The organism is Marinomonas pontica (assembly GCF_026191375.1).
GTDB lineage: Bacteria > Pseudomonadota > Gammaproteobacteria > Pseudomonadales > Marinomonadaceae > Marinomonas > Marinomonas pontica.
The window spans coordinates 34,248-57,342 of record NZ_JAODTL010000035.1 but is presented as its reverse complement, the minus strand read 5'-3'; the positions used below and the strand labels follow the sequence as shown (position 1 = coordinate 57,342).

The following is a 23,095-nucleotide window of genomic DNA, read 5'->3' as shown; positions in this document are numbered from 1 at the left end:
GACAAAAAAACGACGCCAAGTGCGTCGTTTTTTTTAGGCCCTGTAAAAAAATTTTATAGCTGAGACAATACGTATTCCGCAGAGCTGACTTTGTATTCGCCCGGCTCGTCCAACCAAAGTTGCTGAACAATACCGTTAGTTACCAACATGGCATATCGACGGCTACGGATGCCCATTTTGGCAGCAGAAATATCCAACTCTAACCCCATTGAACACGTAAACTCGGCCAAGCCATCAGCTGCCATCACTAGGTTTTCGGCATTATTTGCCTTGTCCCACGCGTTCATGACGAACACGTCATTCACAGAAAGACAGACAATGTCGTCTATTCCTTTTTCTTTCAAAGCATCAAAATGCACCACAAAACCAGGTAAATGACTGGCACTGCACGTCGGCGTGAAAGCCCCAGGAACGGCGAACATCAGCACCGTTTTCCCTGCAAAAAATTCAGTAACATCGACAGTCTCTGGTCCTTCTTCCCCCATGACTTGAAACGTACCATGGGGCAACATATCACCAACAAGAATCGACATAGACAATATCTCCTGAGAATTAAGTTGCACTCATAGTAACGCAACCCAAGTTAGAAAAACCATCAAACAATCTTAAATTGACTAAGTAACTGCTTCTGGTGAGACGCTAATTTTGACAAACCTTCGCTGTCTTTCTCACTTTGGTCAGACCCCAACGCAGCCTGTTCCGACATTTCAGATATTTCGAAAACATTTTGCTTAATTTCTTGCGCTACCGCTGATTGTTCTTCTGCAGCCGTTGCTATCTGTGTACTCAGGTCTCGGATTTCCGCCATGCTGTTTTGCAGCTCGACCAAAGACAAGCCAACAACGCGCGCCTCTTCCGCGCTGGAAGTGGCACTTTGTCTGCTCACCTCCATACTTCCCACCGTTTTTGTCACGCCTTGTTGCAACTGCACAATGACATGTTGAATCTCTTCTGTAGAACTGTGAGTTCTCGTCGCCAGAGTACGTACTTCGTCTGCCACTACCGCAAAACCACGACCTTGCTCACCCGCTCGCGCCGCTTCTATCGCAGCATTTAGTGCCAACAAATTCGTTTGTTCAGCGATGTCCTGAATCACGTCCAGAATACGATCGATGCTTTTCGAATGCTCGTCCAGCTGATTTACCACCACTGTTGAGGCTTCAATTTGCTCTAGCAATTGCTCAATTTTGTGAATGTTCGCGTCCATTTGTTCACGGTTTTCACTTGCTCGTTGATCAACAGACTGAATCTGATGCAAAATCACTTCCGAGCTTTTCGCTACTTGATCAACGGTTGACACCATTTCCGACATCGAAGACGCAACTTCTGTGGTTCTTTCATTTTGCGCGGCCATTAGTCGCTTAGAATCGCTGGCCAAACGCACATTACTCCCCGCGGAAGCGGCCACTTTATTGGAAGCCTGATCGATTTCTGACATCACGGTTTGCAGCTTAGTAACTAGGTCATTGACCCAATTAGACAGTTCTCCAAACTCATCCTTGGTTTTTACAGCACTTCGTTGAGTGAAATCCCCATCCGCAATTTTACCCAATACAGACATCACTTCTTTTAGCGGCTGTCGAATACTACGACTCACCCAAAGCGCCACCAACACCGCTATGATAATAGAAACCACCAGCACCACTTCAATAATAAGAGTCGACAAATCCGCCGCATCGCTGGCTTCTTTTTTCGCCTTTACCCCCATTAATGAAGCTTCAGACAACAACTCTTGTACCGATGTGGTCACACTGGCCATACTGCCAGACAGTTCTTTGGCCAGTACTTCAGACTCCTGTAAAAGACGGGTGTTTTCATATTGCTTCGCGACCACACCATCATCTGACACAACACTGTTTTCAATTTCGCTGACCAAATCATTGATATTGTCGTCGTTCACATAAGACTGCTTGTCTTTTAAGCTCGTAATAATGGACGCCATGCTGTCACGAAGGTCCTGCATCTTTTCCAAGCTACGCACATCAAAGTAATCATTTACTGACACTTGTAGGCTTTCGACTTGGCTGTGCATATAGGAAGCCGCAAACTGAATTTCTGACGTATCACCGTCGGTGACTAATATGCCCAAGTCTTCCGCGGCAAAAGTAATGGCGTCTTTTAAATCCAGCTTTTCATCCGGCACCATCGCCTGAAGCTCTAACATGGTTTTGTGGTTAGAAAAGGCCACATCGGTGTAATTAAAAAAGCGTCCCACTTCATCGTTTATTCGGCTTAACGCTTGGCTCATCTCTGGTAGCCCCTGCAGCTGCACAGACAACTGATTCGAGACATCATCAAACTCTTGTTTATAGTTCAAAAAACGACCGGACAATTCTTCTAAGGCATCGGGGGACTTACTTAACAAATACTGCAATACCGACGCATTCGCCAAGCTCAAATCTTCTTTTAACGCGGTACTGGTAGACGAGATAGTGGCGACCTTCCCAGTGACCACGTTTAACCTGTCCTCAATTTTGTTGATGCCCACAAATCCGGATGCAGCAATCATCAACAAAAGCAGTAACAAAACACCAAAGCCAAATAAAATTCTTTGGATGACGGACAACGACATAATCGACCTCTACATTAACATCTGCTTCACATTTATCATGCGCCTACTCTAGACACCCACTCTTTTTCTATACCTGACCAATGATACAGGAATACCATAACATTTTACTTACGATTAAGAACGCCCCAGAAACGTCCGATTACTCAAAAAACCGCCCCATCCACGCCAACAGTCGTCCAGTCACATAGATTTCATTCACCCTTGCGATCTGATAAATTAGCCTTTCTTTCTTCTGAAACTGACTCGCACCTTATGGAACTCCCTCTCTACGAAAAAATCGCCAACCTGATTGAACAACAAATTCAGGAAGGTATTTTTTTACCAGGCTCCAAAATCCCATCGGTTCGCAAATCCAGCAAACAAATGGAAGTCAGTGTTGCCACGGTTCTGCAAGCTTACAGCTTATTAGAGGACAGAGGCGCCATCAAAGCACGCCCACAAAAAGGCTACTTTGTTCAAGAGCATCGGCTACAACCTTCTGACCCTGCAAAAATTGCACCGACTCAGAACGACGGCACCATACATACTTTATTGCGCCGCTTGCTGCACGCCTCGCAAAATAACGACATCATTCAATTTGGGGCGGCCATTCCCAAAAGCCAATTCCTTCCCATCAGACAACTACAACGCTCCGTAGGCCGTTTAATGCGCCTAGAACCTGAGATATGTGCCGCTTACGAATTTACCCCCGGTTCATTGAGTTTGCGTCGCCAAATTGCGATTCGCATGCTAGACAATGGCTGCCAACTGCAACCCGACGACATCACCATTACCCTTGGTTGCCAAAACGCCCTCATGCTGTCGCTGCAAGCCGTTGCCAAAGCCGGCGACACCATTGCCATCGAAAGCCCTGCTTATCACGGAGTTTTGCAAGTCATAGAAGTATTGAACTTGAAAGCGGTAGAAATCCCCTGCTGTACAGAAACCGGTATTAACCTAGACCTGTTAGAAGAGGCGGCAGAAGAGTGGGACATAAAAGCCTGCATCGTCACTCCCAATAATCAAAACCCCATTGGGGCAACCTTAAATTATCAAGCCAGAAAACGGCTCATTAAACAGTCCGTGACCTTTGGCTTCACCTTGATTGAAGACGATGTGTACGGCGAGCTTAGCTACAAAGACAAACGTGAACGCTCATTAAAAGCGGACGACACGCACAATACTGTGATCTATTGCAGCTCCTTCTCAAAAAGCATCGCCCCGGGATTTCGAATTGGCTGGGTTGTGGGCGGGCCTTTTCAGGCAAAAATAGAACATTATGCCTACGTTCAATCTTTAGCCATTCCTACCTTAACTCAAACAGCGATCGCCAATTTCCTCGAGAATGGCGCTTACGACCGACACTTACGAAAAACAAGACAAACGTACCAAGACAACCTCGCGCGATGCCAAGCACTGATCGCTGAGCATTTCCCATTAGGGACCACCACTTCACAGCCGAAAGGGGGTTTTTTGCTGTGGGTCACTTTACCCGGCACGGTAAATGCAATGACATTACATGCTCAGGCGCTTGAGAAAAACATTGGATTCTTACCCGGCCTAGCATTCAGCTTAACAGCACAATTTAACCATCATTTCAGGTTAAATTACGCCCTAATCTGGGACAATAAAACAGACGCTGCACTAAAAGAATTAGGCAAACTTTGCCAACAGCTAGTAAGCTGACCAAAGTGAATGATACATATGAGACAACCCCAGACAGAGTGCTGGATACGGGGCGATCTCATATATAAGTAAAAGTTATGTTTTTGCTCTAACACATCTTAAAATTCATCTGTACAGACAGAGCAAAAAGCGTACAATTCGCATTCTTTTTTAAACACTCTGCCTCCTTGGCCGATAACATAAATATCTGAAACAGTAGCTGGCTTGTTGCGATGGAATTTGTTGCACATCCGAGAGACCTTCCTTTAGACATTACGCTAATTGAAGATCAACCCTTTCCTCCAATGAACGAAGAAAGAGTTGGGTTTGTCGGTATCACATATGTTGCCCTTCGTCCGTTTGATAATGGACGATCTGTAAGAATTACATTGGAAGAGATTGACCCAAATTTTTGCGTCTCTGGCCGTGTAGCGTGGTGCAACAAAGAAGACGACGGCTACCACATTGCCATCGAATTTCCGACCAAGGAAGAGTGCTACTGCGTTCGCATGATCGAGCAGCTTTCTCAGATAGAACATTATCGACGCCAAGCAAAAGTCCAAGGGCGACGACTCAATTACAATGAAGCCGCCGCAGAGTGGATTCAGAAATTCGCCGCAAGCTTTCCTGCGTTTACTATTTAATTCTTCCGCCAAGAAGACACAACTCAATAAGACATTATGACCACTCTTTCTCAGCATGATATTGATATCATCACGGCCCAACTTGGGCGCACGCCTAGCGGCATCAGCGCCATCGCGCACTACTCGCCCAATGGCATTCCTCAAGTATTAGAAATGGAAACTTGGGTATTTGAACAACCTTTCCCAACGCCTCTACTGGCTGTCCAGTAAAGCCATCGACAAAGCATTGGCAAAAATCGAAAGCCAAGGTGTCGTAAAAGAACTAGAACAACGCATAAAAGAAGATGAAACACTCAGAGAAGCACACCATGCGTCACACCGTGACTACATTGCTAGACGCTGGGAAGTAATGAGTGATGAACACAAAGCGATCATAGAAGAAAAAGGCTTTAAGCCTTTATTTGATAAACTGGGGATCGGTGGCATAGCCAACTGGGACCAAGTTCGTTGCCTTCACATGCAATACGCTCACCATCTGGCAGGCAACAACGTCATTGGTCGTATCTTAGATAAAGAATATGGCATGAAAGCCATCGCTGACGCCGAGTAAAGACGGCAGTCCAAAAGATGGATGCCGCGAAACACGGACAAAAATAAAGGGGGAGTGATTCAGCGTCACTCCCCCTTTATTTTTCAATCGCTAAATGCGCTAGAACATCTACTTCAAGCTTTTCAAGATCGCTCTTAGCTCTTCCGCAGAAGACGCTTTTGGCAATACTTCACGAATGCGATTGAACGCAGCCTGAGCCACAGCCGCTCGCTGTGCGTATGTCGTCAACGCACCGCCCGTCCAACCTGCCAATTTCACCATCTCATTTTTGAAATTGTTGCCACCGACACCATGTCCGCCTAGCTTCATTAATGCATCTTCAATTTCTAAATAGCTTGGTCGCTCCCCACCAAACTTCATAAAATCGTCTTGTTGTACTTCGGCAAACTGTTTTGACATTCTCTAAACCCTTTATAAAAAGATATCCTTGGTTAAAGTTAGCCATATTTGACTGTTCGTACAAGCCAAAGCATGTATCAAATCGTAAAAACTTATTCTCGGGTTCGCACCCGATCAACTGCTTTTTGCCAACCTTGATACAACTTATCCCCCGTACCTTTTTCCATGGTTGGCTCAAAACTCTTATCCGCCTTCCACAATGCCTCAATATCCTCCAATGAATCATAAAGCCCCACACGCAGCCCAGCCAAAAAGGCAGCGCCTAATGCGGTTGTTTCAGTCACACAAGGACGTTCAACCGTAATTTCCAATAAGTCACTAAGGAATTGCACCATTACATCGTTAATCACCATGCCGCCATCAACGCGCAAAGAGCTGAAGGTTGCGCCATCTTGTGCCATCGCACCAACCAAGTCTCGGGTTTGATAACAAACCGAACGCAGCCCCGCGCTGACGATATCGGATACGCTGGTATCGCGCGTTAAGCCTATCATGGCACCACGCGCATCCGGATCCCAATAGGGTGCGCCCAACCCCGTAAACGCCGGCACCAAATACACGGAATCGTCGTTAAGAGCTTGCTTGGCAAGGCTTTGAGTTTCCTTTGCATCCGAAAATAGCTTCAATCCATCACGCAGCCATTGAATCGCCGCGCCCGCGACAAAAATACTGCCTTCAAGTGCATAGGTGACCTGTCCATTTAAGCGATACCCTACTGTCGTCAGCAATTTATGTTCCGAATGAATGGCACTGTCACCCGTGTTCAGAATCATGAAGCAACCTGTTCCGTAGGTACTTTTCACCATACCGGGAGTAAAACAGGCTTGCCCAATCAAAGCCGCTTGCTGATCGCCCGCAATACCATTAACAGGGATCTCAGCACCCAACCAACTCGCGTCAATCACACCAAAATCCGCACTGCAATCCATGACTTCAGGGAATAAAACATCCCCTATACCAAGCAACTCGATTAGCTCTGCATCCCATTCTTGAGTGTGTATATTGAACGCCATTGTTCGAGCTGCATTAGTCGCATCGGTTTTGTGTGATTTGCCATTCGTTAAACGCCACAGCAAAAAACTGTCCACCGTACCAAATGCCAAACGACCTGCTTGCGCTTTTTCACGAGCGCCTTCCACATTGTCTAATATCCAACGGATTTTCGTCGCCGAAAAATAGGGATCTATCAACAAGCCGGTTTTTTCTTGAACTTTGACCCCCAAACCTTGATCGCTTAACGATTGGCAAAAACCACTGGTACGTCGGTCTTGCCATACAATGGCGTTATAAACCGGTTTCCCCGTCTCCGTATCCCATAGAATCGTAGTTTCACGCTGATTGGTGATGCCGATGGTTGCTATCGCTTGGGCATCGATCCCTGTATCCTTGAGAACAGACTGACAGACAGCTAAAGTAGATGACCAGATGTCTTCAGGGTCGTGTTCCACCCAACCGTCATCGGGAAATATCTGTGGGAACTCTTGCTGAGACTGGCCGACTCGCGCGCCTTTTTCATCGAATAAAATAGCCCGAGAACTAGTGGTGCCTTGATCAATAGCAAGAATATAATGGGTCATGGTGAATTCTCTTTGAAATCACAGTCACTCAAGAATAAGCGACTTAATTGTTGTTTTGTTTTTTGAACATGAATATTCAAATACGAATATTCTCTATTAAAAACCAATGCACACTCTTTTAGCAAGTCTCGTTTAACAAGTAATGTCTTTTACCAGGAGAAGAAAACAACATGGGACAGCTATCTCGCCAAGACAATATTGTCGCCATAGTAAAAGAAAAAGGGTATGTCACCATCGATGAGCTGGCGAGCCAATTTTCTGTGACGCCACAAACCATCCGCCGCGACATCAATGAATTGGCAAAGGCCGACCAGATACGTCGCCACCATGGCGGAGCAAGTTATGACTCCAGCACAACCAACGTCGCCTACGCCACTCGACAAATTTTACAGCTGCCAGCGAAGGAGCAAATAGCTCAACGCATTGCCGCTGAAATCCCGAATCACGCCTCACTATTCATTAACATTGGCACGACCACAGAAACCGTTGCACGCGCATTATTGAACCACCAAGGCTTACAGGTCATCACCAACAACCTCAATGTTGCCGCGATCTTAAGCGGAAAAGAAGACTTTACGGTAATCATTGCTGGCGGCACCGTTCGCTCGCGAGACGGCGGCGTCATGGGTGAAGCAACCATTGATTTCATCAACCAATTTCGAGTTGATTTCGGGATCATTGGCATCAGCGGCATAGACCCAAATGACGGTTCGTTACTGGATTACGACTATCAAGAAGTACGTGTCGCACAAAGCATCATCAACAATTCACGTACGGTTTTCCTTGCAGCGGACAGCGCAAAATTTGGCCGCAATGCAGTGGTTAGACTGGGTAACATTACTCAAGTCGATCGAATCTTCACAGATGAGCAACCCCCTAAAGCCATCATAAAACTCATGAAGGAACACAAAGTTCGCTTAGAACTCTGCTCGCCCAAGTAACCCTTGGGCGCAGAAATCGCGTATATTTTATACGCATAACACCCTCCTCCCCCAATGAAATAAGATCAAATATTCACCAAAACTTCACAAAGCCGTATTGTCATGAGCACAATAGAGGTTTAATATCGAAAACGAATGTTCACTTTCGAACATGTAAATTCGTTTTTTAACCGTGAGGCTTTGCATGAATCACTCCCATTTTGACCTATTTGTTGTTGGTGGCGGCATTAACGGCACAGGAATCGCAGCAGACGCAGCAGGAAGAGGCTTGAATGTTGGCCTATGTGAAATGGGAGATTTGGCACACGCAACGTCCTCCTCCAGCAGCAAGTTGATTCACGGTGGACTGCGCTACCTTGAACATTACGAATTTCGCTTGGTGAAAGAAGCGCTAACAGAACGAGAAGTGCTACTCAAAGTCGCTCCCCACCTTGTCACACCGATGCGCTTTCAAATGCCACACAGACCGCATTTGCGCCCAGCCTGGCTGATCCGCATCGGTTTATTTTTGTACGATAACCTAGGCAAGCGCGAAACGCTCTTAGGCTCAAAAGGCGTGAAATATGGCGCAGACAGCCCACTAAAAGACGACATCAAACAAGGTTTCGAATACTCAGATTGCTGGGTTGATGATGCTCGCTTGGTCGTAACCAATGCATTAAGCGCACAACAAAATGGCACGTCTATTTTTGCCAGAACACGCTGCATTTCTGCAAAACGCTTTGATAATCAATGGCACATTCAACTGGAAGACCAAACCACAAACGAAACCCTAGACATCACGGCAAAAGCGTTAGTGAACGCAGCCGGTCCATGGGTGTCTTCATTTATTGAAACAAAACTAGAACAGAAAGCCCCTTATGGCATTCGAATGATCAAAGGCAGTCATATTGTGGTACCTAAACTGTACCAACATTCAAACGCTTTCATCATGCAAAACACCGACAAACGCATTGTGTTTGCTATTCCCTATCGTGAGCATTACACCTTATTGGGCACCACTGATGTGGAGTACAAAGGCAACCCAAATGACGTTGCGATTTCGGAAGACGAAACACAGTACATATTAAAAGTGGCCAATGATCATTTCAAAAAGACACTGTCGCCAGCCGATGTGGTTTGGAGCTATTCCGGTGTTCGCCCACTTTTAGAAGACGAATCATCTGACCCATCTGCCGTCACTCGTGATTACACATTACACCTTGATGACCAAAACCAACACGCACCTTTATTGAGTATTTTTGGCGGCAAGATAACGACTTATCGAAAACTTGCGCTTTCTGCAATGACAAAACTCGCCCCTTATTTTGATAAACTTGGGGGTGAGTGGACGCACAGCAAACCGCTACCAGGTGGCGATTTAGGTATGCCGCTGGACGCGTTTTCAATGAAGTTACAAAAAGACTACCCCTTTATTGGCGCTCAGCTTGCTCGCCGTTTTGCGAACAGCTACGGCACACTGACTCATACCTTGCTAAATAAGGCCAACACCGAAAGCGATCTTGGCCAGCATTTTGGCAATCAACTGTTTCAAGTGGAGGTCGACTATTTGATCAACCACGAATGGGCGCGTACCGCAGAAGACGTATTATGGCGTCGCACCAAGCTTGGACTTGAGTTTACACCAGAGCAAGCCAGCGCTCTTGACGAGTACATAACCAGCCAAGTTAACGCTGTACACTAGCCTTTCAACTTTTTAAGAAAAGACCGAAAGCCTATCTAGATGATTGTCTAGATAGGCTTTTTTTGCTCTACTACCAAGTCATCGATCACTAAAACCACTCTGCCTGCCGGATAGGAAAAGCACTAATGGACTTTGTATTTTTTGATATCTCTTTGTGGGTGTATCTCGCACTATTTGGCGCGGCTTTTTTGGCGGGCGCGATCGATGCGATCGCCGGTGGCGGTGGGCTCATCACGGTACCAGTATTATTGGCCGCGGGTCTGTCACCAGCAGAAGCTCTAGCGACCAACAAATTGCAAGGCTGCGCCGGAACTGTCTCGGCGTCCTATCATTTTATTAAGAAAGGCCAAGTCAGGTTGTCGGACATGTGGCTACCCATTGCAATGACCGCCTTCGGTGCCGTTTGCGGCACATTACTGGTGTCCTATTTGGACAGTAGCTTATTGCTAAAAGCCGTCCCTATCATCCTGATTGCTGTCGCTATCTTCTTTTTCTTTCTGCCCAAAGTTCAGCCTTACATTGCCAGTAAATTCTCACTGACTCATGTGCAATTTGCGGTCATCATTGGCACCAGCATAGGCTTTTATGATGGGTTAATTGGCCCCGGGACAGGCGCTTTTTTCTCAACGGCGTATTTGTGTTTGATGGGATTAACCGTGGTATCCGCCACAGCTCACACCAAAGTGCTGAATGCCACCAGCAACTTATCGTCTTTGGCTATGTTTGCGTTTAGCGGTCACCTTATTTGGGCATTAGGCATCGTAATGGGCATTGGCCAATGGTTTGGCGCACAAATTGGGTCTCGTCTTGTCATCACCAAAGGCGCAACATTGATTCGTCCAATGGTGATCATTATGTGCTTAGCTATTTCCATAAAACTGATAATGGACAACTGATTAGTTAAGTTGGTCGGGTGTTGTCAGCGCATCTTCTGGGGAATAGTGACAACACTCACTGACCAGCCAACTAAGTAACTGCTGAACTGGCTCCCGCTGACGCTGCATTTCAGGGCAAACAAACAAGTATGCGTGCCCTTCATCCAGCGCTTGTTCAAAAGGCCGCATTAATCGCCCTTGCTGAATATCATCCATGACCAAAGGCGTTCTTCCCAATGCCACCCCTTGGCCTGCAATGGCAGCCTGAACAGCCAAATCTCCGCGATTAAAGCTTATCCCCCGAGATGCCTTTATCCCTTTAGTATTCGCCAGCAGCAACCATTTTTCCCACTCTGCATACGGACTTGAAAAGCGCCACTCTGAATCGTCATTCAACAAAGGAACTTGAGCCAGTTGGCTAGGCTCACACAAATCACGTTGCTTCGCAAACGCTGGGCTGCAAACAGGAAAAACTTGATCCTTCATCAGAGGAACAATATAACCCTTTGAACTATGCACATGGCTGTGCACGATCGCCACATCGATTCGATCCCGCTGGAAATTGACTTCTCTGTCATTCGCCTGAATGCGTAATTGCAAATCTGGATACGCTTCTTGCAAACTCCCTAACCTAGGGATCAACCATTTTGTTGCGAACGACGGCATCACTGACACCGTCAAAATATTAGAGGTTTCTTCTTCTTGTAGCTCTAAGATCAGGTCACTTATTTCAGTAAAGCTATGATTTAGCTGCACCGCCAGTCGCACACCTGCCACCGTCAACTCAAGCCGTCGATGGTAGCGAACAAACAGCGTCACGCCCAACCGCTCTTCTAACTGACGGATTTGCTGACTGACGGCACCTTGCGTTAAATGCATCTCTTGCGCGGCTTTAGTAAAACTTAAATGACGCGCGGCTATCGCAAATGTGCCCAGACCAGCCAATGGAATAGATTTCATACAATCACCAAGGTAAGACGACCTCAGCTACTGCAAGATCGTAAAGAAATACATTTTCAGAAATACAATTAAAGTAACAAAAATCAATTCGGCGGATATTGATATAAAAAAGACGCGATAAGTCGCTATTTTCAGCAAAACCAGCAAAATTGATTAAAAAACAAACTCAGTAAAAAATACAGAAGCCAAAGCCTGCTTATTTTGCATTAATTCAACTAATCCAACAAATCAATTTATATCGTTTGTCATCATGACTTAAAAAGCTAGAATACCTTCATCTCTTAGGTTGAACAGCGACCTAATATTTACCGATACAGCCCTAACTGTATCGCCTCTAAATTATGTCCCACAGCATAATTTAGGCGAGTTTCACCATTCCCCACAGGATGATGTAATTCACAACTGCTAGTTACTTTTGTTGAAGCCGGACCTTTGTCCGGCTTTTTTTTGCGCAAAAAATACAACCAATGATGGTGACAAAAAATGGCCAAAAAAAACGGCGACCTAAAGGCCGCCGTTGAATAACACATTAAATGTGTCCGGTCATTTCTTAAGCTGCTTCGTTCTCAAGCAACTCAACATTCGTAAAATTTGCTTGGGCTAGCTTCTCCATCAAGCGCACAACCTGACAGCTGTACCCGTATTCGTTATCGTACCAAACGTACAAAGTCGCTTGATTGCCACGAACCTTGGTGGACAAGGAATCCAAAATGCCCGCTTGCTGAGAGCCAATAAAGTCAGAACTTACTGCGTCCGCTTCTTCACTGAAACCAATTTGTCCCGTCAATTCAACGCTGTTAGACGCCGCTTTCAACAATTCATTGATGGCTTCAACCGATGTTGCCGACTTCAAATTCAGACTCAATACAGCGATCGATACGTTAATCACAGGTACACGAATCGCACTGCCGCTCAACTTGCCTTCTAATGAAGGAATCGCTTTAGAAACCGCTTTCGCTGCGCCCGTTTCTGTCATAACCATGTTCATGCCAGCAGCACGACCACGGCGGTCACCTTTATGGATGTTATCGATTAAGTTCTGGTCATTGGTGTAAGCATGAACAGTCTCAACATGACCCGACTCAATGCCATACTGTTTTTCCAGTACAGACAAGATAGGAGTAATGGCATTGGTAGTACATGACGCAGCAGAAACAATGCGATCGGCATCAGTTACGTCACCATCGTTAACGCCAAACACGATGTTTTTCATTTCTTTGCCAGGAGCCGTCAGAACAACACGCTCGATACCAGGACGGTTCAAATGAACACTCAAACCATCGTGATCGCGCCAGCGGCCTGTGTTATCAACCAACAATGCGTTATTGATACCGTATGCTTGATAATCAACCTCAGCAGGGTCAGAGGCGTAAATCACTTTGACAGTCAAACCGTTAATGATAAGAGACTGATTTTTTTCGTCGACTTTTACCAAGCCTTCGTAAGTGCCATGAACAGAGTCGTATTTCAATAAGCTAGCGCGCTTAGCAAGATCGTTGTCGCATGCTTTACGCACAACAATCGCTGCCAATGCCATACCTGGAGTCGTGTGCCCAAGAGTACACATACGACGAGCCAATAGTCGCCCGATACGCCCAAAGCCATACAGCACAACAGGTGTTTCAGAACCATCGCTCGATTGGTTTGCCAATACAGACGCCACATCGGCTTCAGCGATCAATTCTTCTAACTCAACAACGGTATGAGACACGCCGCTTGCTAATACTTGCTCCAACACTTGATAGACTTGAACAAGATCTAATTCAGGATGCTGGTCAAACGCAGCCATCAGACCAGTAACAGAATCCGCCATTAAGGTGTTGCCTGCTAACTGAACTTTTACCGCTTTTTCACGACCAAGTTTACCCAAAAGAGGAATCATAGATTCTGCTTGTGAAAGTGCCTGTAACCAAGTGCTTGTCATTTTCTGCCCCCGAAAAAAGACTTTGTAATATCAATATGGGCGCAGTCTAACGGCAGAATAAGGCAAAAACAAATTGTAAGAAGACTACAAAAAACCTTTAAAAACGGGACTTTAGGGTGTTTTTTTATAGAAATAACGAAATAACGCGGAAGGTCTAGAAACTTTACTACATAATGCGCCGTTTTCGCCAAGCATTGCCACTTACGACACCATTATGTTGTAATTTCGCAACAGAAACTGACAGGAAATTTCATGAATTATTTTACAAATGCCGCTTTCTTTCAGCCAAAACACCTAAAATACAAAAACAAGAAAGGATAAAAGCAGGCCGATAGATCAGAATCTATATGAGTAATTCCCCAGTACACCAAAGGCTGACTCCACAAAGTTAAGAGACCATACCCGAAAGTACACATCAAAATGAACGCCACCACTCGGGCAATAAACACCCAAGAAGACATTAAATTTTTCAAAAAGCCATTCACCTTATCGCCATACACAACCAAACAAGTGGCAACCAACGCTAAGGAAATGTCTTGTAAGTGCGGCTGAATAAAATACGCCAAACGCAAATTAAGGTCTAAAATAATCATATACAACTAACTACATAAAAAACGAGACAAACACTACTTCTGACGAGACAAGGCTTCCACATCAATTTGCCCAGAACGCGTTGCCACTTTAGGCTGTTCATCCACATACAAGATAGAAACATCGTACGTCGTATTACGAAAATCAATGGAGGTGCCATCACTAAAGTGCCACTTTGAACGCCCAAGGCCATTGTTTAAAAAACCTTCCGTTGGAGCGCCGTATTTTTTCCCCAACAACGTCCCCAAATTCTTACGCTTTTCGTTACTTTCAACGACACCAGACAATAAGACTTGGCGAACATAACCAGAACGATTCGAATAAATGGTAGCATTCGTCACACCCAAAATTCCTTCAGGCCCCAAACTGTAAGTCATCACACCTTGTTTGTAAGACGGATAACTACTCAGCCCCATTGTATTTAGCCGGCTTTCTAATTGAGACAGACTCAAATCATTCAACGGCAAACCAAACAACTCAGCCACCGTCGAAAATGTCGAACTTTCCTTATTGTCCGCTGTTGCAGCCATCGCCTCACCGTAGGATAAAGCAAGTGCGAAGACAATCAACATTGAGGCCACTTTACTGAGCATTTAATCTTCCCTATTACTGTCTCTCGATTCAGTTTGGCGAGCAAAAAACACCAAACCTGATGTATAATACAACACCATAAGCCCCTTCAATTCAAGGCGCTCCAACACTTTATTTACTGAGGTAACCCATGGCACTTGTAATCGGCATTACAGGCGTTTCTGGCAGCGGAAAAAGCCGTCTGTGTTCTCTTTTAGCAGAAGACCAAGGCGACAAGATTACCGTTCTGTGTCAAGACAGCTTCTATAATGGATGCGGCAGCATAGACCCAGACGTTTATAATTTTGACGATCTAAGCTCGCTTGACCTAGAAAGCATCACGCTTGCGATCCATAACTGCAAAAACCGCCAGCAGCCAAATGAAATCCCCGTTTACGATCACTCTCAACATAAGCGTGTTGGTTATCGTAATCTAGAGCCCACTCATGTGGTTCTGGTTGAAGGGCACATGATGTTCCAAGACCCAGGCATTCGCGACGCTGTGGACTACCTACTGTATGTTGATACCGACATGGACATCGCTATCGTAAGACGCTTGAAGCGAGACATTGCAGAGCGCGGACGCGATGTGAATGAAGTGACCAGCCGCTACATGCGCCATGTCCGTCAAGCATCGCTGAAGACCATCGACATTCGCAGCAAATCGGATTTCATTATTCCAAACAACAAAAGTTTTACCAATGCCGCTAACTTACTACGCAGCTACATTGACTACTTATTAAAAGAAAAAGGCGCTAAATAAGCGCCTTTTTTACTTGAAGCAGCTATCGCTCAAACACGTTTATTTCTTAATATCATCGAAAAAACGTTTCACACCATCAAACCAACTTTTTTGCTTAGGAGAGTGATCGGTTCCTTCTCCCATGCTTTCTGCCAGTTCCGTGAATAACTCTTTTTGACGTGACGTTAAGTTCACCGGCGTTTCTACCACAACCTTACAAATCAAGTCACCAACTGGACCTCCGCGCACAGGTTTTACCCCTTTATTGCGCAAACGGAACAACTTACCAGACTGACATTCAGCCGTGACTTTTAGACGCACACGCCCGTCCAATGTCGGCACATCGATTTCCCCGCCCAATGCGGCGGTAGTGAAACTGATGGGCACTTCACAATACAAGTTAGCGCCATCGCGCTCGAAGATATTGTGAGGCTTAACAGAAACCTGAACAAACAGATCACCCGCTGGACCGCCATGTGTTCCCGCTTCGCCCTCACCTGACAAACGAATACGGTCGCCCGTATCGACACCAGCTGGGATCTTAACGTTAAGCGTTTTATATTCTTGAATACGACCTTGGCCATGACAGTCGTTACAAGGGTCGCTGATCACCTGACCGGCACCGTGACACTCTGGACACGCCTGCTGCACAGAAAAGAAACCTTGTGACATGCGAACTTGACCAGCACCACCACAGGTGCCACAAGTTTTCGGCGTCGATCCTTTTTTCGCACCAGAACCGTCACACGTTTTACAACCAACGAGTGTCGGAATGCGAATTTTTTCTTCACAACCCCAAACCGCTTGCTCAAGATCCAGCTCTAACGTGTATCGTAAATCCGAACCACGACGAGTACGGCTCTGTCCGCCGCCACCTCCGCCGCCAAAAATATCACCGAACACATCGCCGAAAATATCGCTAAAGCCACCTGCTCCCGCGCCGCCACCAAAGCCGCCCGCTTGACCATTAACGCCTTCATGACCAAAGCGATCATAAGCAGAACGTTTTTCGTCAGAAGACAAAACTTCATACGCCTCGGCAAGTTCTTTGAACTTATCCAGCGCTTCTGGGTTGTCTGGGTTTTTATCGGGATGGTACTTATTCGCTAAAGAACGATAAGCTTTTTTAATGTCTTTCTTATCCGCGCCTTTGGCCACCCCAAGAACGTCGTAATAGTCTCTTTTGCTCATCGCAGGCATTCCTGAATTGAAAAGTCTGAATTTAAAAATATTCTGTATCTAAGATAGTCTGAGCGGAAAAGCGTCAAGGGAAAGATATGCCACTGCGTGCTCATCAATCATAGATAGTGTAAACAGCAAAGCACGGTTCAAAACCGTGCTTGCCATAAACGACCCTGTTAATCAGGGCAAAATAAGGGGTTAACGCTTATTTTTTGTCGTCTTTTACTTCTTCGAATTCTGCGTCAACCGCATCATCCTGAGATTTAGCTTGCTCACCTTCAGCAGGTTGAGCACCGGCTTCAGCTTCTGCGTACATCTTCTGAGCCAAAGAACCAGACGCTTGAGTCAACGCATTGGTTTTCTCTTCGATCTTCTCTTTGTCGTTAGACGTTAATGCTTCTTCAAGCTCAGTAATCGCTGTTTCAATCGCTTCTTTTTCTTCCGCTGTTGCTTTGTCACCAGCGTCAGTCAATGTTTTGCGTGTTGCGTGGATCATGCCGTCAGCTGTGTTGCGAGCTTGAACAAGCTCTTCAAACTTACGGTCTTCTTCCGCATTCGCTTCTGCGTCTTGAACCATTTTTTCAACTTCTTCATCGCTTAGACCAGAAGAAGATTTAATCACGATAGACTGCTCTTTACCGGTTGCTTTGTCTTTCGCAGAAATGCTCAAGATACCGTTGGCATCGATGTCAAAACTTACTTCGATTTGAGGCACACCACGTGGAGCAGGTGGAATGTCAGCCAAGTCAAAACGACCTAGAGATTTGTTTTGAGACGCTTGCTTACGCTCACCTTGCAATGCGTGGATAGTTACCGCATTTTGATTGTCTTCCGCTGTAGAGAATGTCTGAGATTTCTTAGTCGGAATCGTCGTGTTTTTCTCGATCAACGCCGTCATCACACCCCCCATTGTCTCGATACCTAGAGACAGAGGTGTAACGTCAAGAAGAAGAACGTCTTTCACATCACCAGACAATACCGCACCTTGGATAGACGCACCGATGGCAACCGCTTCGTCAGGGTTCACGTCTTTACGTGGCTCTTTACCGAAGAATTCTGTTACTTTCGCTTGCACCAATGGCATACGAGTCTGACCACCAACCAAGATAACTTCGTCGATATCAGAAGCAGAAAGATCCGCATCTTTCAGAGCTTGACGGCAAGGCTCAAGAGACTTCAACACGAGCTCTTCAACCAAAGACTCCAACTTAGAACGTGTCAATTTTACGTTCAAGTGTTTAGGGCCAGTCGCATCAGCCGTGATGTAAGGCAAGTTAACTTCTGTTTGAGAAGAAGAAGACAACTCAACTTTCGCTTTTTCACCCGCTTCTTTCAAACGCTGTAGCGCAAGAGGATCGTTGTGCAGATCGATACCAGATGTTTTCTTAAACTCTGCCGCTAGGTATTCGATAACGCGCATGTCGAAATCTTCACCACCTAGGAAAGTATCACCGTTTGTAGACAATACTTCGAATTGCTTCTCGCCATCTACGTCAGCGATTTCGATGATAGAAATATCGAATGTACCACCACCAAGGTCATAAACCGCGATAGTAGAGTCGCCAGAGCTCTTGTCTAGGCCGTAAGCCAAAGCCGCCGCTGTTGGCTCGTTGATGATACGTTTCACTTCTAGGCCAGCGATTTTACCCGCATCTTTTGTTGCTTGACGCTGAGAGTCATTGAAGTAAGCAGGCACGGTGATAACCGCTTCAGTGACTTTCTCACCTAGGTAGTCTTCTGCTGTTTTCTTCATTTTCTTAAGAACTTCAGCTGAAATTTGTGGTGGCGCTTTCTTGTCGCCTTTCACTTCTACCCACGCATCGCCATTGTCTGCAGAGATGATTTTGTAAGGCACCATAGAGATGTCTTTTTGAACCACGTCGTCTTTGAACTTACGACCGATCAAACGCTTAACAGCGAACAAAGTGTTTGTTGGGTTAGTAACCGCCTGACGCTTAGCAGACTGACCAACCAATACTTCGCCGTCTTCAGAGAAGGCAACGATAGAAGGCGTCGTGCGATCGCCCTCTGCGTTTTCAATAACGCGCGCTTTCTCGCCATCTAGAACAGCAACACAAGAGTTCGTTGTACCTAAGTCAATACCAATGATTCTACCCATGGTTTGTATCTCCAATAAATTCGTTTGTTACAATGATAATTCTGTATTTGGGTACGCTTAAAAGTATTTCAAGCGTCCAGTGTCAAAAAAATGACAGTATTTTTAAGCGGCGCTTGAAACCACGACCATTGCTGGGCGCAAAAGGCGGCCGTTAATGGTGTAACCCTTCTGCACAACATCCATAACAGTGTTGGCTTCTAGCTCTGGGTTCGGCACCATAGTGATCGCTTGGTGTAATTCTGGGTTGAATGGTTCGCCATGTGGATCAACCACTTTAACCTCAAAACGCGCCAGTGTTTCTAGCAAATCTTTCAGCGTCAATTCGACACCTTCACGCACAGGATCAGATTCACCTGTGTCTGGCGCAGAGGCCAAGGCACGTTCAAGATTGTCTGCAACGTTCACAATGGATTTAGCAAACTTTTCTAAACCAAACTTGTGCGCTTTTTCAACATCTTGTTCAGCACGACGACGAACATTTTGTGCGTCAGCATGTGCACGAAGCGCCGCTTCTTTATACTGAGCGACTTCTTCCAGCGCTTTTGCAAGCTCTTCGTTTTCAGTAACTTCTTCCAAAACCTCTACTTCAGGTTCTAAAAGTTCTTCTACTGTTTCGTTCTGCGTCTCGCTGTTCAAAACTTGCTCCGCCTCTAGATTAGGATTTTTTTGCTGCTCACTCATTCTTCAACTCCAAATAACAGAAACAATTCTTTGTCTGTGCTGCTTATATGGGGACAGCTTTTGACCTTTCAACACTATGGCCGCATAAATTTTATGGGAATTAAATTTATGCCTGCTACTTGTCAAAAAACAACCAAGTACTGTATAAATAACCATATAAATCTATTCTCTAATTGGAGCACTCTATGCTGACAAGCATCGCTATTTCCAACTTCGCCATTGTTGAATCCCTAGAGCTGGAGTTCAAACAAGGCATGACTGTGATCTCTGGTGAAACAGGGGCGGGCAAATCCATTATGGTGGACGCCTTATCGCTTTGTTTAGGGGATAGAACTGACGCCGCCGTTGTTCGACACGGCGAGAAAAAAGCCGACATCAGCGCCAGTTTCGACATACAGCACTACCCGCATGTTTATAAGTGGCTTGAAGAACGCGATCTAGAACAAGATCAACACTGCATTTTACGCCGCGTTATCAGCAAAGAGGGTCGCTCCAAAGCCTACATCAATGGCCGTCCATGCACACTTAGCGACTTAAAAGAGGCCGGCAGTCAACTGGTCGACATTCACGGCCAACACGAACACCAATCGCTACTCAAGAAGAACGCACAACGCCAGCAGCTTGACGAATACGGCCAATTGACCGAGTTGAGCAAAAAAGTCAGCCAGCAATACACCACATGGCGACAGCTCAAAGAAGAGTTGTCCGCGATGCAAAACCGCTCATCTGAACAAGACGCCAAAGTTCAACTGCTGTCTTACCAAGCACAAGAACTTCAACAATTGGATCTAAAAGAAGGCGAAATCGAAGAACTAGAAAACGAGCAAGCCTTTTTGTCCAACATTGCCGACTCACAATTCAAAGCCTATCAAGCCAGTGGCATTTTGATCGACAGCGACGAAGGCAATGTATGCTCTTTATTGCATCAAGCCATTAACAGCGCCAGCCAGATTCGTCCGGCCACCAAAGAACTGGAAAACGCATTAGAAATGATGAATGTCGCATTAATCCAAGCCCAAGAAGCCGCGGACAGCCTGCACCATTATCAAGACACATTAGAGCAAAATCCTGAACGCCTTGGCGACATAGAGATGCGTTTATCTGACATTTACGATACCGCTCGCAAACACAGAACCCTGCCCGAAGGATTATTAGCGTTGCGAGAAAGCGTAGAAGCAGAGCTAAACAGCCTGCAAGGCAGCGAAGAAAGCCTAGAGTCATTAAAGGAAAAAGAAGAGCTGGCTTATGAAAAACTCACCGCACTAGCCACCACGCTGACAGAAAAGCGCATTGTCGCCAAAGACGACCTTGCCCAAAAAGTTGAAGAGCAAATACATGGTCTGGGCATGCCACATGCTCGCTTTTATATTCAATGCCAACCACTCAATCAAGTCACAGCCAATGGCTTTGAGGACATTGAATACATGATCGCGTCCAACCCAGGCCAGCCAGCGCAACCACTGCGCAAAGTGGCTTCTGGCGGTGAATTGTCTCGTATTAGTTTAGGCATTCAGGTCGTTACCGCACACACGTCGATTATTCCGACACTGGTGTTTGACGAAGTAGACGTAGGCATCAGCGGTGGTATCGCGGAAGTCGTTGGCCGTATGCTGCGCTCCGTTGGCAAACGCGGCCAAGTATTTTGCGTAACTCACTTGGCGCAAGTCGCCGCGCAAGGCAACCAGCATTTACGAGTCAGTAAACTGGTCGAGAACCAAGCCACGTCCTCCAAAGTCGAACAACTCAAGGATCAAGACCGCGCCCAAGAAATCGCACGACTACTTGGTGGCTTAGAGCTCACCGAACAAACGCTAGCCCATGCCAGAGAAATGTTGGGCAACGTGCAACTTCAATAACCCCCACAAAAAAAGGTCTAAATGACAACATTTAGACCTTTCTGTTTAACACTTACACTACTTTACGACCCTAAGGTTTATTTTTTCTTAGGGCGCACGTAAATAATCAAACTGTGATCTTCAATTTCAAAACCATGCTCTTCGGCAATTTCATGCTGACGCTTCTCGATAATCGGATCGACAAACTCAATCACCTTACCCGTGTCTAAGCAGATCATGTGATCATGGTGATCACCTTTCGCCAACTCAAACACCGCCGTGCCTGCTTCAAAATGGTGACGCTGAACAAGATCGGCGCTTTCAAATTGCGTCAACACGCGATACACCGTCGCCAAGCCAACATCTTCCCCTTGATCCAACAAGGTGCGATACACATCATCCGCACTCATGTGACGGTCGCCCGCACTTTCAAGAATTTGTAAAATTTTCACGCGTGGTAGGGTAACTTTCAGTCCCGCTTTCTTTAGCTCTTGATTTTCGCTAGTCATGAGTCATTCTCTATTCGATCTTGTTGATAATTACTTTATCATTAGCATATCAGACTAAGGATAATACAAATGAAAAAAACAGTTTTAATACTATGCGCAGCACTGTCATTGGGTGCTTGCAGTTTATTTCCGCCTCCTTATAAGGTTCCGGTCTCACAAGGAAACCAAATAACGAAGGATCAGCTTTCACAGTTACAAATTGGCATGTCCGAGTCTCAGGTTACGTATCTATTGGGAAACCCCATGTTAAGAGACACCTTCAAGCCAAATGAATGGCACTACTTGTACACATCTCTGTATACGGCACCAGACGCCAAAAAAAGCGATGTCGACGATCTAGTACTCATTTTTAACAACGGCGTTTTAACCGAAATCAAAAACAATTAACCATTCTTTGCTGCACGGTTGGCTCTAGCCTGTTTAGGGTCAACCTTCAGCTCGCGATACAGCTCTACTCGCTCGCCTTCTTTTAATGCCTGCTCTTCGGCATTTCGTACCGCTTTACCAAAAATGCCAACTTTTACCGTTTCTACATCTACGTCCGGAAAAAAAGCATTGATATTAGAACGTCTTACCGCGTCTCGAACGCTACAACCTTCTTCCACCTCTAAAGCAATAATTTTTTGCTTTTCAGGTAAAGCATACGCCACTTCCACTCTCATACTACTCACCGTATACCACTTTCGCACGTTTGCTAAAAGAATCCACCATGGTATTTGCAATTTGGCTAAAGACACCACCAAAAGCAAACTTCAACATGCCACTCAGCTCAAACTGAATACTCAACATAATTTTACAACTTGTTGGCGACAACTCTGTGAATGTCCAAACACCATGCAAACTTTTAAATGGCCCTTTTACCAAGGTCATCTCAATTTTATTGCACGCCTGTAAATAATTTTTGGTGGTAAAAGACTGTCGAACAGGCCCTTTACCAACCTCCAAAGACGCCACGATCTCCGTAGGCGTTTTTGAAATTAATGTAGAACTCATACAACCGGGTAAAAACTCAGGGTAACCATCTATGTCGTTAACCAAAGCAAACATCTGTTCACAACTGTAATTCACATGTGCGAACCGCTCTATATGACTCAAA

The 23,095-nt window shown here is 45.7% G+C and carries 24 protein-coding genes; 10 read left to right on the top strand and 14 right to left on the bottom strand.

Annotated elements, in window-relative coordinates; translation table 11 throughout:
• Nucleotides 1-53: 53 nt before the first annotated feature.
• Nucleotides 54-533: a peroxiredoxin gene (locus tag N5P32_RS08570; RefSeq protein ID WP_265728669.1), complete on the bottom strand. Its 480-nt coding sequence runs from the start codon at nt 531-533 to the stop codon at nt 54-56.
• 62 nt (nt 534-595) lie between these two features.
• Nucleotides 596-2,572, bottom strand: coding sequence for a methyl-accepting chemotaxis protein (locus N5P32_RS08565; protein ID WP_265728668.1), 1,977 nt, complete (start codon nt 2,570-2,572; stop codon nt 596-598).
• A gap of 252 nt (nt 2,573-2,824) precedes the next feature.
• Between N5P32_RS08565 and N5P32_RS08560 the strand changes: the two genes are divergently transcribed.
• From N5P32_RS08560 to N5P32_RS08550, 4 genes are all read left to right on the top strand, one after another.
• Nucleotides 2,825-4,237: an aminotransferase-like domain-containing protein gene (locus N5P32_RS08560; protein ID WP_265728667.1), complete on the top strand. Its 1,413-nt coding sequence runs from the start codon at nt 2,825-2,827 to the stop codon at nt 4,235-4,237.
• Nucleotides 4,238-4,449: 212 nt separating this feature from the next.
• Complete coding sequence (locus N5P32_RS08555) at nt 4,450-4,860, top strand: energy transducer TonB (RefSeq protein WP_265728666.1); 411 nt, start codon at nt 4,450-4,452, stop codon at nt 4,858-4,860.
• Nucleotides 4,861-4,896: 36 nt separating this feature from the next.
• Complete coding sequence (locus N5P32_RS18020; RefSeq protein ID WP_322783849.1) at nt 4,897-5,070, top strand: DUF501 domain-containing protein; 174 nt, start codon at nt 4,897-4,899, stop codon at nt 5,068-5,070.
• Entirely contained in the window at nt 5,030-5,410 is a 381-nt protein-coding gene (locus tag N5P32_RS08550; protein WP_322783848.1) for a DUF501 domain-containing protein, read from the top strand. Before N5P32_RS18020 ends, N5P32_RS08550 begins: the two co-directional genes overlap by 41 nt.
• A gap of 108 nt (nt 5,411-5,518) precedes the next feature.
• On the opposite strand, the gene N5P32_RS08545 is transcribed toward N5P32_RS08550, so the two are convergent.
• Nucleotides 5,519-5,809, bottom strand: coding sequence for a hypothetical protein (locus N5P32_RS08545; RefSeq protein ID WP_265728665.1), 291 nt, complete (start codon nt 5,807-5,809; stop codon nt 5,519-5,521).
• A gap of 92 nt (nt 5,810-5,901) precedes the next feature.
• Nucleotides 5,902-7,386 carry a glycerol kinase GlpK gene (gene glpK, locus N5P32_RS08540; RefSeq protein ID WP_265728664.1) on the bottom strand — a complete coding sequence of 495 codons (1,485 nt, stop codon included), beginning with the start codon at nt 7,384-7,386 and terminating at the stop codon, nt 5,902-5,904.
• A gap of 170 nt (nt 7,387-7,556) precedes the next feature.
• Here glpK and N5P32_RS08535 point away from each other — a divergent pair, with 170 nt between their 5' ends.
• The 3 genes from N5P32_RS08535 to N5P32_RS08525 all read left to right on the top strand — a co-directional run bounded on the left by N5P32_RS08535 (nt 7,557) and on the right by N5P32_RS08525 (nt 10,907).
• Nucleotides 7,557-8,327, top strand: a complete 771-nt coding sequence (locus N5P32_RS08535; protein WP_265728663.1) for a DeoR/GlpR family transcriptional regulator — start codon at nt 7,557-7,559, stop codon at nt 8,325-8,327.
• Between the two features lie 184 nt (nt 8,328-8,511).
• Nucleotides 8,512-10,011 (top strand): glycerol-3-phosphate dehydrogenase, encoded by a 1,500-nt coding sequence (gene glpD / locus N5P32_RS08530; protein WP_265728662.1) that lies wholly within the window; start codon nt 8,512-8,514, stop codon nt 10,009-10,011.
• Between the two features lie 125 nt (nt 10,012-10,136).
• Nucleotides 10,137-10,907, top strand: a complete 771-nt coding sequence (locus N5P32_RS08525) for a TSUP family transporter (RefSeq protein WP_265728661.1) — start codon at nt 10,137-10,139, stop codon at nt 10,905-10,907.
• Here N5P32_RS08525 and gcvA read toward each other — a convergent pair whose 3' ends face one another.
• The 4 genes from gcvA to N5P32_RS08505 form a co-directional block, all read right to left on the bottom strand.
• A complete protein-coding gene (gene gcvA / locus N5P32_RS08520) occupies nt 10,908-11,846 on the bottom strand; it encodes a transcriptional regulator GcvA (protein ID WP_265728660.1) in 939 nt (312 codons plus the stop codon).
• A gap of 550 nt (nt 11,847-12,396) precedes the next feature.
• On the bottom strand, nt 12,397-13,770 hold the full coding sequence (locus tag N5P32_RS08515; RefSeq protein ID WP_265728659.1) for a glyceraldehyde-3-phosphate dehydrogenase: 1,374 nt from the start codon (nt 13,768-13,770) through the stop codon (nt 12,397-12,399).
• Nucleotides 13,771-14,051: 281 nt separating this feature from the next.
• The gene (locus tag N5P32_RS08510; protein WP_265728658.1) at nt 14,052-14,363 is read right to left on the bottom strand and encodes a DUF3392 family protein; all 312 of its coding nucleotides are present in this window, start codon (nt 14,361-14,363) and stop codon (nt 14,052-14,054) included.
• 33 nt (nt 14,364-14,396) lie between these two features.
• Nucleotides 14,397-14,954 carry a uridine kinase gene (locus tag N5P32_RS08505; protein ID WP_265728657.1) on the bottom strand — a complete coding sequence of 186 codons (558 nt, stop codon included), beginning with the start codon at nt 14,952-14,954 and terminating at the stop codon, nt 14,397-14,399.
• A gap of 128 nt (nt 14,955-15,082) precedes the next feature.
• Between N5P32_RS08505 and N5P32_RS08500 the strand changes: the two genes are divergently transcribed.
• Nucleotides 15,083-15,694, top strand: a complete 612-nt coding sequence (locus N5P32_RS08500; protein WP_265728656.1) for a uridine kinase family protein — start codon at nt 15,083-15,085, stop codon at nt 15,692-15,694.
• A 39-nt stretch (nt 15,695-15,733) separates the two neighbouring features.
• On the opposite strand, the gene dnaJ is transcribed toward N5P32_RS08500, so the two are convergent.
• The 3 genes from dnaJ to grpE all read right to left on the bottom strand — a co-directional run bounded on the left by dnaJ (nt 15,734) and on the right by grpE (nt 19,655).
• A complete protein-coding gene (gene dnaJ / locus N5P32_RS08495; RefSeq protein ID WP_265728655.1) occupies nt 15,734-16,864 on the bottom strand; it encodes a molecular chaperone DnaJ in 1,131 nt (376 codons plus the stop codon).
• 196 nt (nt 16,865-17,060) lie between these two features.
• Nucleotides 17,061-18,974, bottom strand: coding sequence for a molecular chaperone DnaK (dnaK, locus tag N5P32_RS08490; protein ID WP_265728654.1), 1,914 nt, complete (start codon nt 18,972-18,974; stop codon nt 17,061-17,063).
• Between the two features lie 102 nt (nt 18,975-19,076).
• Entirely contained in the window at nt 19,077-19,655 is a 579-nt protein-coding gene (gene grpE, locus N5P32_RS08485) for a nucleotide exchange factor GrpE (RefSeq protein ID WP_265728653.1), read from the bottom strand.
• 185 nt (nt 19,656-19,840) lie between these two features.
• Here grpE and recN point away from each other — a divergent pair, with 185 nt between their 5' ends.
• Entirely contained in the window at nt 19,841-21,511 is a 1,671-nt protein-coding gene (gene recN, locus N5P32_RS08480; RefSeq protein WP_265728652.1) for a DNA repair protein RecN, read from the top strand.
• Between the two features lie 77 nt (nt 21,512-21,588).
• Here recN and fur read toward each other — a convergent pair whose 3' ends face one another.
• Nucleotides 21,589-21,999, bottom strand: a complete 411-nt coding sequence (gene fur, locus N5P32_RS08475; protein WP_265728651.1) for a ferric iron uptake transcriptional regulator — start codon at nt 21,997-21,999, stop codon at nt 21,589-21,591.
• Nucleotides 22,000-22,068: 69 nt separating this feature from the next.
• On the opposite strand from fur, the gene N5P32_RS08470 reads away from it, so the two are divergent.
• Nucleotides 22,069-22,386, top strand: a complete 318-nt coding sequence (locus tag N5P32_RS08470) for an outer membrane protein assembly factor BamE (RefSeq protein WP_265728650.1) — start codon at nt 22,069-22,071, stop codon at nt 22,384-22,386.
• Here N5P32_RS08470 and N5P32_RS08465 read toward each other — a convergent pair.
• Nucleotides 22,383-22,661 (bottom strand): RnfH family protein, encoded by a 279-nt coding sequence (locus tag N5P32_RS08465; protein WP_265728679.1) that lies wholly within the window; start codon nt 22,659-22,661, stop codon nt 22,383-22,385. The two genes, N5P32_RS08470 and N5P32_RS08465, sit on opposite strands and share 4 nt — an antisense overlap.
• Nucleotide 22,662: 1 nt before the next feature.
• Nucleotides 22,663-23,094, bottom strand: coding sequence for a type II toxin-antitoxin system RatA family toxin (locus N5P32_RS08460; RefSeq protein ID WP_265728649.1), 432 nt, complete (start codon nt 23,092-23,094; stop codon nt 22,663-22,665).
• Nucleotide 23,095 lies beyond the last annotated feature (1 nt).

What these genes read in the sequence shown, in the direction of transcription:
- glpK (WP_265728664.1), bottom strand. Translation starts at nt 7,386, where the DNA reads ATGACCCATTATATTCTTGCTATTGATCAAGGCACCACTAGTTCTCGG.
- N5P32_RS08555 (WP_265728666.1), top strand. Translation starts at nt 4,450, where the DNA reads ATGGAATTTGTTGCACATCCGAGAGACCTTCCTTTAGACATTACGCTA.
- N5P32_RS08500 (WP_265728656.1), top strand. Translation starts at nt 15,083, where the DNA reads ATGGCACTTGTAATCGGCATTACAGGCGTTTCTGGCAGCGGAAAAAGC.
- N5P32_RS08560 (WP_265728667.1), top strand. Translation starts at nt 2,825, where the DNA reads ATGGAACTCCCTCTCTACGAAAAAATCGCCAACCTGATTGAACAACAA.
- recN (WP_265728652.1), top strand. Translation starts at nt 19,841, where the DNA reads ATGCTGACAAGCATCGCTATTTCCAACTTCGCCATTGTTGAATCCCTA.
- glpD (WP_265728662.1), top strand. Translation starts at nt 8,512, where the DNA reads ATGAATCACTCCCATTTTGACCTATTTGTTGTTGGTGGCGGCATTAAC.
- dnaK (WP_265728654.1), bottom strand. Translation starts at nt 18,974, where the DNA reads ATGGGTAGAATCATTGGTATTGACTTAGGTACAACGAACTCTTGTGTT.
- N5P32_RS08510 (WP_265728658.1), bottom strand. Translation starts at nt 14,363, where the DNA reads ATGATTATTTTAGACCTTAATTTGCGTTTGGCGTATTTTATTCAGCCG.
- gcvA (WP_265728660.1), bottom strand. Translation starts at nt 11,846, where the DNA reads ATGAAATCTATTCCATTGGCTGGTCTGGGCACATTTGCGATAGCCGCG.
- grpE (WP_265728653.1), bottom strand. Translation starts at nt 19,655, where the DNA reads ATGAGTGAGCAGCAAAAAAATCCTAATCTAGAGGCGGAGCAAGTTTTG.
- N5P32_RS08565 (WP_265728668.1), bottom strand. Translation starts at nt 2,572, where the DNA reads ATGTCGTTGTCCGTCATCCAAAGAATTTTATTTGGCTTTGGTGTTTTG.
- N5P32_RS08545 (WP_265728665.1), bottom strand. Translation starts at nt 5,809, where the DNA reads ATGTCAAAACAGTTTGCCGAAGTACAACAAGACGATTTTATGAAGTTT.
- N5P32_RS08515 (WP_265728659.1), bottom strand. Translation starts at nt 13,770, where the DNA reads ATGACAAGCACTTGGTTACAGGCACTTTCACAAGCAGAATCTATGATT.
- N5P32_RS18020 (WP_322783849.1), top strand. Translation starts at nt 4,897, where the DNA reads ATGACCACTCTTTCTCAGCATGATATTGATATCATCACGGCCCAACTT.
- N5P32_RS08465 (WP_265728679.1), bottom strand. Translation starts at nt 22,661, where the DNA reads ATGAGAGTGGAAGTGGCGTATGCTTTACCTGAAAAGCAAAAAATTATT.
- fur (WP_265728651.1), bottom strand. Translation starts at nt 21,999, where the DNA reads ATGACTAGCGAAAATCAAGAGCTAAAGAAAGCGGGACTGAAAGTTACC.
- N5P32_RS08535 (WP_265728663.1), top strand. Translation starts at nt 7,557, where the DNA reads ATGGGACAGCTATCTCGCCAAGACAATATTGTCGCCATAGTAAAAGAA.
- dnaJ (WP_265728655.1), bottom strand. Translation starts at nt 16,864, where the DNA reads ATGAGCAAAAGAGACTATTACGACGTTCTTGGGGTGGCCAAAGGCGCG.
- N5P32_RS08505 (WP_265728657.1), bottom strand. Translation starts at nt 14,954, where the DNA reads ATGCTCAGTAAAGTGGCCTCAATGTTGATTGTCTTCGCACTTGCTTTA.
- N5P32_RS08470 (WP_265728650.1), top strand. Translation starts at nt 22,069, where the DNA reads ATGAAAAAAACAGTTTTAATACTATGCGCAGCACTGTCATTGGGTGCT.
- N5P32_RS08525 (WP_265728661.1), top strand. Translation starts at nt 10,137, where the DNA reads ATGGACTTTGTATTTTTTGATATCTCTTTGTGGGTGTATCTCGCACTA.
- N5P32_RS08570 (WP_265728669.1), bottom strand. Translation starts at nt 533, where the DNA reads ATGTCGATTCTTGTTGGTGATATGTTGCCCCATGGTACGTTTCAAGTC.